11 protein-coding genes are annotated in these 8838 nt (G+C 38.5%); all 11 read right to left on the bottom strand.

Annotation, left to right across the window (positions count from 1 at the left end; translation table 11 throughout):
• Positions 1-134 precede the first annotated feature (134 nt).
• The 11 genes from HCUR_RS05585 to HCUR_RS09880 all read right to left on the bottom strand — a co-directional run bounded on the left by HCUR_RS05585 (position 135) and on the right by HCUR_RS09880 (position 8754).
• Positions 135-878: an alpha/beta fold hydrolase gene (locus HCUR_RS05585; RefSeq protein ID WP_243397292.1), complete on the bottom strand. Its 744-nt coding sequence runs from the start codon at positions 876-878 to the stop codon at positions 135-137.
• Positions 875-1576 (bottom strand): cyclase family protein, encoded by a 702-nt coding sequence (locus HCUR_RS05580; protein ID WP_104207120.1) that lies wholly within the window; start codon positions 1574-1576, stop codon positions 875-877. Before HCUR_RS05580 ends, HCUR_RS05585 begins: the two co-directional genes overlap by 4 nt.
• A 6-nt stretch (positions 1577-1582) precedes the next feature.
• Positions 1583-2089, bottom strand: a complete 507-nt coding sequence (locus HCUR_RS05575) for a MepB family protein (protein WP_104207119.1) — start codon at positions 2087-2089, stop codon at positions 1583-1585.
• A gap of 7 nt (positions 2090-2096) precedes the next feature.
• A complete protein-coding gene (locus tag HCUR_RS05570; RefSeq protein ID WP_104207118.1) occupies positions 2097-3095 on the bottom strand; it encodes a GNAT family N-acetyltransferase in 999 nt (332 codons plus the stop codon).
• Entirely contained in the window at positions 3092-3511 is a 420-nt protein-coding gene (locus tag HCUR_RS05565; protein WP_104207117.1) for a GNAT family N-acetyltransferase, read from the bottom strand. The genes HCUR_RS05570 and HCUR_RS05565 overlap by 4 nt, the downstream gene beginning before the upstream one ends.
• The gene (locus HCUR_RS05560; RefSeq protein ID WP_104207116.1) at positions 3508-4452 is read right to left on the bottom strand and encodes a GNAT family N-acetyltransferase; all 945 of its coding nucleotides are present in this window, start codon (positions 4450-4452) and stop codon (positions 3508-3510) included. The genes HCUR_RS05565 and HCUR_RS05560 overlap by 4 nt, the downstream gene beginning before the upstream one ends.
• Positions 4445-4885 (bottom strand): NUDIX domain-containing protein, encoded by a 441-nt coding sequence (locus tag HCUR_RS05555; RefSeq protein WP_104207115.1) that lies wholly within the window; start codon positions 4883-4885, stop codon positions 4445-4447. The genes HCUR_RS05560 and HCUR_RS05555 overlap by 8 nt, the downstream gene beginning before the upstream one ends.
• Before the next feature lie 782 nt (positions 4886-5667).
• The gene (locus tag HCUR_RS07865; RefSeq protein ID WP_243397291.1) at positions 5668-6837 is read right to left on the bottom strand and encodes a GNAT family N-acetyltransferase; all 1170 of its coding nucleotides are present in this window, start codon (positions 6835-6837) and stop codon (positions 5668-5670) included.
• Between the two features lie 230 nt (positions 6838-7067).
• Positions 7068-7811 carry an SDR family NAD(P)-dependent oxidoreductase gene (locus HCUR_RS05540; RefSeq protein ID WP_104207114.1) on the bottom strand — a complete coding sequence of 248 codons (744 nt, stop codon included), beginning with the start codon at positions 7809-7811 and terminating at the stop codon, positions 7068-7070.
• A 17-nt stretch (positions 7812-7828) separates the two neighbouring features.
• Positions 7829-8095 carry an SDR family oxidoreductase gene (locus HCUR_RS09885; RefSeq protein ID WP_279337718.1) on the bottom strand — a complete coding sequence of 89 codons (267 nt, stop codon included), beginning with the start codon at positions 8093-8095 and terminating at the stop codon, positions 7829-7831.
• 35 nt (positions 8096-8130) lie between these two features.
• Positions 8131-8754 carry an SDR family NAD(P)-dependent oxidoreductase gene (locus HCUR_RS09880; RefSeq protein ID WP_279337716.1) on the bottom strand — a complete coding sequence of 208 codons (624 nt, stop codon included), beginning with the start codon at positions 8752-8754 and terminating at the stop codon, positions 8131-8133.
• Positions 8755-8838: the final 84 nt, after the last annotated feature.

Raw genomic sequence — 8838 nt, 5'->3', positions numbered from 1 at the left:
TCTAATATCTCTCTTCTGCTGTGTTTCACAGGCCTGCCAGCCTTCTTAATATTTGGTATAAAATATTCCGATATTAATTCCCATTCTTTGTCTTTTAAATCTGTCTCATACGCTCTTCTATTCATTTATATTCCTCAATTGCATCCAACATCATCCAGATACACTAACATATCTCTCATTTGCGGACAAGCTCTAATTGATTTTTGAATTTCATCCTTGATTTCAGGACTCCCTCGATCACACAAATCTATATGCCGAGCTCCTTTCACATAAATAACTTGAACACCAGACTCAGGAACGACACCTTCATCTGGTTCATCATCTATTGCTCCAAAGCGTAAAATCTCTAATTTCGGATTGCTTGGGAAAGGATACCTTCTGCTATCAAGGGAAATAATCTTTGATAGCCTATCTGGATAAAGCTGAGCCATCATCATAGACATATCGCCGCCGTTAGAATGACCTATTAAAATCACTTTGTTCAGATCCAACTGTGCTTCTATCTTTTGCAGTTCATTCATCACAAACAAAATGTTTTGAACACCACGTTCCCAAAGGGGTTTTCTTCTTTCAAATAGATTTCCTGTCGTAGGAAGAGGCTTATCTGTCTCCAGATCATGCTGGATGCTCACCACAAAATATCCAGTTTCAGCAAGAGCATTTGCGATAAACGAATATTCTGTATTTTTGGCGCCATAACCGTGGCTGATGATCACCACTGGTTTATTTATCGTTTTCCCTTGATAAATAACCACGGGGACATTTCTGCCTCGGCCACGATCAAACATATCAAGCTTTTTGCTTTCTAGAGCATAAGCATTACTAAAAGCTATGCAAGAGAATATGATGGCAATCAATAAGTTAAATTTAGATTTCATTTCACCTCTCTTTCAATCAATCCAACGAGCCTTACCGGTGATTCTGTGCCATCCTTGATTTTGATGGGCAGGACTAAACAGAAGCTTCCGGTTGGCGGCATACTATCGAGATTTGCTACATTTTCTATGATTATCTTATCCGGGCCCAAAAAGGTTTTATGAACCTTAAATCCATCCTCAGGTCGATCAGGAGAAAGTGTATCAATACCAATGGCACTCACGCCTCTTTCAAGCAAAAGCTCTGCAGCTTCAGCTGATAAGGATGGAAATACATGGTTGTTATGGTATTTCAAAGGTTCGTTCCAAAATTTGCCCCAGCCGGTTTTCACAAACACACATGAGCTTTTTGGAATGAGCCCATACTTGCTTTCAAAGTCCGCTATATCTTGCACGCTCAAGGAATAGCGCTCAAAGCATTTATCAGATACATCAATGACCACACAAGGCATGATCAAATCATTGACATCAAAATCATGAATAAATCTCCCGCCAGGGATACAGTGGCTTGGCGCATCCATGTGCGTTCCGATCCCCGCATGCATTTTAACTTTCATCACGCGGAATTTATCTTCGCTCGTGCAATCAGAATAATCGATATGCACATCATGATTAAACCCGCACCCACCATTCCAGGTAGGGATAGTGCTATCCAGCGCGTGGGTTAGATCGATGAGTTTGTAGGGGAATTTTTTGTTCATAGAATCTCACATAGAATACAAATTCTTTATTGTAAGAGTAGGCTCAGAGTTAGATGACCCCAGGTCAACAAAAAATTGACTTTGCCACTTTTGAGTTTTAGCAGCTTGTGCGCTTGTGGTTTTATCCCATGGTGTATAAACCCTTATCGCTCGTTTGCCTTCTTTACCGTTTTCGCTAAATATGTTTTTCTTTAATAAAATGGTTTTAGGGAATATAAATTCCCCCACATTGTTATTATCAGAAACTGCAATTACAACGAAATCAATTGCGTCAGTTCTGTCATAGGGGGCGATAATATTATCAGCACCCCTTTTCCATATCGTTACAAACCAACCTGTTTTTGTTGGAGTTTTTTTGGCTATTCTAAATAAACCATTCTTATTTTTCAGAGTAAAAGTATGAGCATGATATTCTGAACTTTCTTCTTCAGGAAAAAAATTCTCAATTTTTAGGCCATATTTAGCGTACATATTGCTTTGTACATTCTTTACTATCTCTAATACTTCTAACATCTCGTCCTCAACTCAATTTCTTGGTAAACCATAGCACCAGGTCATCATCAAGCGGATAGCTATTACCTGGAATCGTGGGTTCATAATTATAAGTAACGCCTTTTCCGTCAGGGATATATCCACGCTTTATGTAAAGCCTTTGAGCAGCTCCATAGCCACCATCTGCGCCTGCATATAGGCCAACACCGATGCCAATAATTTGGCTTTTTGTTAGCGCTTCTTTTTCAGCGCAATCAAGTAGCAAAGAACCAACACCCATTTTTCGGTAGTGTGGCAGTACGTTTAAATCCATAATCTCCGCGATATTTTCCGCTTTAAATGACGGATACCCAGATTGCCATTTTAAGGTTACGTAACCGGCAAATTCGCCCTTGAAGTGAGCCACCCAAACGATTCGCTCTCCTTCTTCTTGTTCCTTCAAATATTCTTCGAAAGATGATGGCGGTTTATTCCAACCGATTTGATCAAAAGCCGTAGATATAGCTATAATATCTTCTCTTATAAGGGGACGTATGAATACGTCTTTTGTTCTGTTTTCAAAAAGATCATCCAGGCTTTTGAGCATATAAACCATATTCCACTCATAGCCTTGAGGTTTTAAATTGAATAATGGAGCAAAACCTAAGGATTTGTAGAACTGGTATGTTTTCAGATAATTTTCATCCGCTTCCTCAGGCGATAAAGTTTCGACAGAAATTGTTTTGGCACCTGAATTTTTGGCCTGCTTAAAAGCTTCGTAAGATAAGATTTTTCCTATACCTGTTCGGTGGTAATCTCGTAAAATACCCATCCAATAAATATTGGCATTTTCAGGATAAGGAAAATCTATTGAAATAAGACCAACATATTCTTCACCTATGCATGCCGCCAGATTGAACCGAGAGCGAACTCCAACAGCATAATGCTCGTTCACTTCAGGCAAACCAAAGTACTCCGGTAAATCACCCGTAATTTTGCGGCAGAGTCCTTCAGCCAAATCCGGTGTAATTGTTTCAATCTTTATCATAACACCTTCTTTAAATAGTAAAATGAAGTGCCTGCTGCATAACCATCTCTCTTGAGTTCGATTTCAAAGCCAAGTTTTTGATAAAATTCTGGAGCTTGGAAACTCATAGTTTCCACAAATGCAAAACGACATCCTTTCTCTTTGCCAAAATTAAAGGCGTGTTCCATTAAAGCGCTTGCTATACCGCGCCCACGATACTCTTTATTTGTGAGTAGATACTTGATATGCAAATTGCCCCAAAATAATTGACAAACCACTACTCCAAGAGATACGTCGTTTTCCATGCTCTCGAATGCTACTGGCTCCCCGGCTAAACCATCAAAGCCGACAGACTCAATCGCATGTTTTGCAAAAGCCTCAAAGATCGACGCCTTTAATTCTGGAGTAAGAGTTGTTTGTGTAATTTGATTTTTCATAACGCTTTCCCGAGATCTATGTATTGTTCTTGAATAGAAGGATCATCAAATGGCATTTCCAGAAAGCCTAATTTTCTGTAAAAAGGCTCCGCACTAAGACGACTATGCATTTTGAGTACTTTTATATTTTGTCTTTTGAGCCATTTTTCAAGTAGAGCCATCATTTCTGCCCCATAGCCTTGGCGCTGAAATCCGGAATCTGTTGCAAGAGAGCGGAGCGCTGCATCTGATTCATTGAGAAGTTCAATATGAGCAACCGTCCGGACTTCTATTCCATGACACACTATAAAGTGATAGGCGCTGTTCGCCGTGATGCTTGGATGATGCGCATCATAAACCACCCCAATGGCATCGAATATTTCTGTCTTTCGAATACGATGATAATCTTCCCATTCTTGTATATGAGTTACTTTCAAGAATCTGTGTCCGTTGTATCCGCTCGTTTTTAAAATCTGACGAATAAAGCGATCTTTTCCTAAATTATAACCTGAAAACATGTTGCCTTTTTGCTTTTGAAATGAAGTCTCGTCCTCAATCAGCGTTTCTTTAATGTGGGCATACTCCTTAAGGCTTTGAGGATTTGAGCGCAAATGATCTCTAAATAGAATATTAAGCTCTATTTCTGGGTGGCCTTCTTCAAAAACGTGGAGGTTAATTTCATCTTGGCCGCGCTTGGTAAATCCAAATTTAAATGGAATATTCCACTCACCTTTATAAGAAAATCCGACTTTTTCAAGCTGCGCAATAGACAGATCTCCACTACCTACCACAGTGATCATGTCAACGGTAGGCTTAGCCGCCAAACCTGGCACTGACGTTGAGCCAATATGGTGAATTGCTAAACAATTACCACTCAAAGCTTGCCCGATAAGGGCCGCCTCTTTTTCATAAATATGAGGCCAATTTGGGTCATAGGGAAGGACTTGGATTTCTTTAGACATTGCGAAATTCTACATAACGTTGGTTGTTAAAATAACTTTTGATGCCAAAAGCCACTCCGGGAATCATGGGCTCTGGTAACTTATATGGATCAAACCACCCTAGAGAATCCTGCTTTGAAGGCTCTAAATTTGTGGGTTCTTGATGGTCGCCCAAATCACTAACAAAAAACAGTTCTAATGCATAAAATTTTTTCATAGGGAAACAATAATCTTTTTCTATACAAAAAACTGTGTTTTCTAAAGCCAAACCCTTAAGCTTGAGCCCAACCTCTTCTGCAGCTTCACGAATAATGGCTTCTTTTAGTGATTCGCCTGCCTCAATATTCCTTGTCACGCAATGCCAATGGGAAGCCCAAATTTTGTTAGTGGGACTTCTTGTTATTAATAAAATTTTTTTATCTTTCTTTAGAATTAAACGTAGTATTATCATCATAATGATTTTAAAAATTTCAAATATTGACACGTATAATGCAGTACCTGCTCTGTAAAATATACAGAGAATAATCCACCTATCATACTTTTAATAATAGAGTATTTAAAGAACAATTCAAGATCTGTAGAATTTAATTAGCTAAAATAATATTTAATAATAAAAAAGGAAAGTAATACTTACAAGTTTTCTATAACTCCCAGGAACTTCAATTAACCCTTCTTTTTTTACCTGTATTTATAAAGAAGGTTGCTATACTACTTACCATCATTACAAGAGAAAATACCAAAGCACCCTCTTAAAAAAGCGTTTAATATTAAAAAAACGCAAATTTCTTGGCCTTAAGTCTATACTTACCAATGAATAATATCTCCACCAATATTAGCCAGAACCTGAATGGCGTACCTTTGATGATGTGTACAAATTCATTCATAACTCTTTCCTCATAAAATAGAAGCTAGAATTTTGCGCATACTCTGACCTTTTAAAATCCATCCCGTATCCCACCATTTTCGTAGAAAACTAAAATTCATTGTGCAGGTGGTTTCTATAGAATATTCTGATTTACAGCCATAATCATGAACCACCTCAATCAATTGGTGGCCCAAACCTTTCTTGGGAGAATCAGGATGCGCCTATACTTGATCCGTTTACATGTTTCCGACAATCACACCCCCGTTGCAGACTGAAACGATCTGGTTCTTCTTATGTCGGATAAAATGGATGAGCTGTACCAAATTCAGGCGTCTCTTGATGGATCTTTTACGTCATTGAAATGTCGTAAATTATATCTCTTGGAACTGGACCGGCTTTTCTAATAGCGTTAGGCGATAATTACCGATTTTTTTAAAGCCAAGTGCAAGATATACTTTTATTTCCGCTGGATTATCGGTAAATAATATTGCTTTTTTTCCCTTAAGTTTTTCCTGGTACAAAGTATAGGCAAGAAGTAGCCTTGCAAACCCCTTATTACGATATTCCGGAGGAGTCCAAACAGGGCCCACTTGAACCATATCTGCAAAACGGGCATTAAAAGGACTTAAAGCTACCGGGGTTTCATCTAATAATAAAACCAAGCTATCATTTTTCTGAAGACGTAAATTCCAATGTTCTTGAACTTGTTTTTCTACGGTTTCATCATTCAAGGCTCCTAACGCTTCAATATCATAGCTTTTCATCCACTCAATTAATATATTTTTGGGTACATTTTGTGCGGATACAACCTGCACATTACTCGGCATGCTAAGCTCATTTAAAGCTTCGAGATTGATTTCATATAGCCCTTCATTACTATTAATTCCAAAACTAAGCCCTAATAGACCAAGCTTCTTGATGACATGTTCTGCTTGAATGTTGGGACCTAAAATCCCTGCTACTGACCGGCTAATATTCTTTTTGAGATGTAATATAAGCTTTTCCAATACATCATGGTCTTCTGCGTGCATCATGACATTGCCATTCCAATAATGAATAATAACACCAAGTAGCCGCTCTAAATGACCATCATGTTTATCAAAATAACCAAAATATTCACCCTCAAAATCTGAACCACCATATTCAATTCCTGTAGCTTTAAGATTGCTGCAAATAAACATACATTCCGCTTTGTGAGGAGCCAAATATTCTTCTAGCACCTGTGTATCTTGGCTTTTTAGCAAGCTTATGTTCATTTTCGAATACCGATATAGAATATCAAGAACAGCTTGCTCCGGATTTTCGCTCCGCTGATCATAAACTTCAAAGTCTGCAATATAAGCCCTTTGTCCGCCTAAATCAGATGCATTCATTTTCCATATATTTTGCCCCATATCGATGCACACGGTGGGCATTGGCCCTGGCTGATTCGTGAATTTTGCATAATTTTGGACAGGTATTGTAAGCGTCTCAAATTCTTTATCTATCTCTTCAAAAGAAGTTACTTCTTCACCGATAAAATACGTAGAGTCACCGTTCACATCGCTTTCATAATTGGTATAAACACAAAAGGTTGTTCCAGGATTTTTCCGTCCAAAGAATTTGTGCCTGCATACCACTAGTAAAGAATTTTTGCATGGTAGCGCCTATCTTAGAGGTTTCTGGATTCATCTCTAGTGTGTTTGAAGTTACGGGCCGTAATGCCGACAAGCTTAATAGTAGTAGGTAATGTTGTAATAGTTTTATTCATAACTCTTTCCTCATAAAATTCTTACATCTTTTTTAAAATACGCATCACTACACCATCAGGCAAAATGCCTAATAGATGGCTAATGACAAAATAGAAAAGAGATGGGTAACCTCGTGATTTTTTGAGCTTAGAGAACTTACACATATACTTCGCCATTTTTTCAGCACTCCATGTAAAGGGAAAGTTGCCTTTAAGACCATCTGTTGCCACGGGCCCCGTATAAATGGACGAGAAGATCAAGTTTCTTTCGCAATAAGTGAGCGATAAACTCTCAAAAACTTTTGAAATAGCTGCTTTTGATGCACAATAAGCACTCCCTGTAGGTGGTGCAAAAATTGCATTTACCGAACTTGTAACAATAAAGTGAGCCCCGCCGTTGTGCAGGCATGGTTTTTCAAAAAATTCAACAAAGGCTAAAACGCCAAAATAATTGACTGCCATAATGCGTTCATGTATTTCAACTGTAAACGCTTCATGATTTTCAATAACTTTTTCACCGGCTATACCTGCATTCAAGAAGAAAAGATTGGGACAAAGACCTTGATCAAGAATATTTTGGCAAGCTCTACGAATATCAGACTTGTCTGAAATATCACATGGTATAGGGATGAATGAAGGCCCCATTTCATTTTTTATTGAATTCAGTTTCTCTACCCTGCGAGCTATTCCAACGACAACCCAATCTTTGGATATCAACTCCCGAGTCAATGCTTCGCCGATTCCAGAAGATGCACCTGTAACGAGAGCAATATTCTGTTTATTCATATTATTTTCCTTCTCTATCACGATTTACCACCCCAAGAAATTCCGCCATCTATGGCGAAGGTAGCACCGGTGACATATTTAGAGGCGCTATTTGAAGCAAGGTATAGTATCAATCCATCAAGATCACTTGGCTCGGCTATAAATCCTTCAGGTATTTTATCTTTCCAGAAATTAGGGTCATGTTTGTTTGGAGAACCCAGTAAATCTGACTGAACTGGCCCCGGATTGATTGTATTAATTCTGATTTTGTACTGCGATAGTTCAGTCACCAAAGATTTTGTCATATGTATGGCTGCAGCTTTGCTTGCGGCATAAGCCGTTAGCTCTTTGTAAGGGAAGCTATCACCTTTACACTGCTGATATTGATAATCGATCCATTGATTTTATGGCTCTTCATATGATTTGCGACTGCTTTGGTGACATACCACACGCCCATTACGTTGGTTTGCATAACTCGCTCAAAATCGCCATTATCATCCTCTGAAAAAACAGGAGTCAAGGCCCCAGTCGCTGCGTTGTTTATGCAGATATCAATCTTTTCACCGGCTTCTTCCAGTGCAGCAAACGCTGCTTTTACTGATGCTGAGTTAGCGACATCCATCTGTATGGCTTTGCTGTTCTTAAGTTCCTTACTAAAAGTATTAAGTTTATCAATATCGCGACTAGCTAAAATTACTCGCGCACCAGCTTTGTTTAAAATAATAGCGAATTGTTTACCTAAGCCTTGGGATGCTCCTGTGATGATAGCCGTTTTACCATTCAAATTAAAAAGCATTGCCAGTGAATTAATTGTCTTATCAGATGCCATAGTCGTATTGCCGCTCCAAATAAATATAATAAGTAAAAAGCATTTTAAGAAGGTCCTCATATTCATCAAATCCAAAATTGTTTTATTGCCCCTCATGCGCAGCTTTATCTTGACATACTTTGCTGTTTTATGCAAATATATTCTGTGCGTAGACAGTATGTAACGCGTAAAATAATTGTTTAAAAGGAGCTCGTTTACATGTATCAGCACAGAGTCACT

Source organism: Holospora curviuscula, assembly GCF_002930195.1.
Lineage (GTDB): Bacteria > Pseudomonadota > Alphaproteobacteria > Holosporales > Holosporaceae > Holospora > Holospora curviuscula.
Note: the sequence above shows the minus strand (reverse complement) of the source record. Positions and strands in the feature narration are given on the sequence as shown.

Bases quoted from the DNA above. Each gene is read 5' to 3' on its own strand.
- HCUR_RS05585 (WP_243397292.1), bottom strand. From the start codon at position 878: ATGAAATCTAAATTTAACTTATTGATTGCCATCATATTCTCTTGCATA.
- HCUR_RS05580 (WP_104207120.1), bottom strand. From the start codon at position 1,576: ATGAACAAAAAATTCCCCTACAAACTCATCGATCTAACCCACGCGCTG.
- HCUR_RS05575 (WP_104207119.1), bottom strand. From the start codon at position 2,089: ATGTTAGAAGTATTAGAGATAGTAAAGAATGTACAAAGCAATATGTAC.
- HCUR_RS05570 (WP_104207118.1), bottom strand. From the start codon at position 3,095: ATGATAAAGATTGAAACAATTACACCGGATTTGGCTGAAGGACTCTGC.
- HCUR_RS05565 (WP_104207117.1), bottom strand. From the start codon at position 3,511: ATGAAAAATCAAATTACACAAACAACTCTTACTCCAGAATTAAAGGCG.
- HCUR_RS05560 (WP_104207116.1), bottom strand. From the start codon at position 4,452: ATGTCTAAAGAAATCCAAGTCCTTCCCTATGACCCAAATTGGCCTCAT.
- HCUR_RS05555 (WP_104207115.1), bottom strand. From the start codon at position 4,885: ATGATGATAATACTACGTTTAATTCTAAAGAAAGATAAAAAAATTTTA.
- HCUR_RS05540 (WP_104207114.1), bottom strand. From the start codon at position 7,811: ATGAATAAACAGAATATTGCTCTCGTTACAGGTGCATCTTCTGGAATC.
- HCUR_RS09885 (WP_279337718.1), bottom strand. From the start codon at position 8,095: ATGACAAAATCTTTGGTGACTGAACTATCGCAGTACAAAATCAGAATT.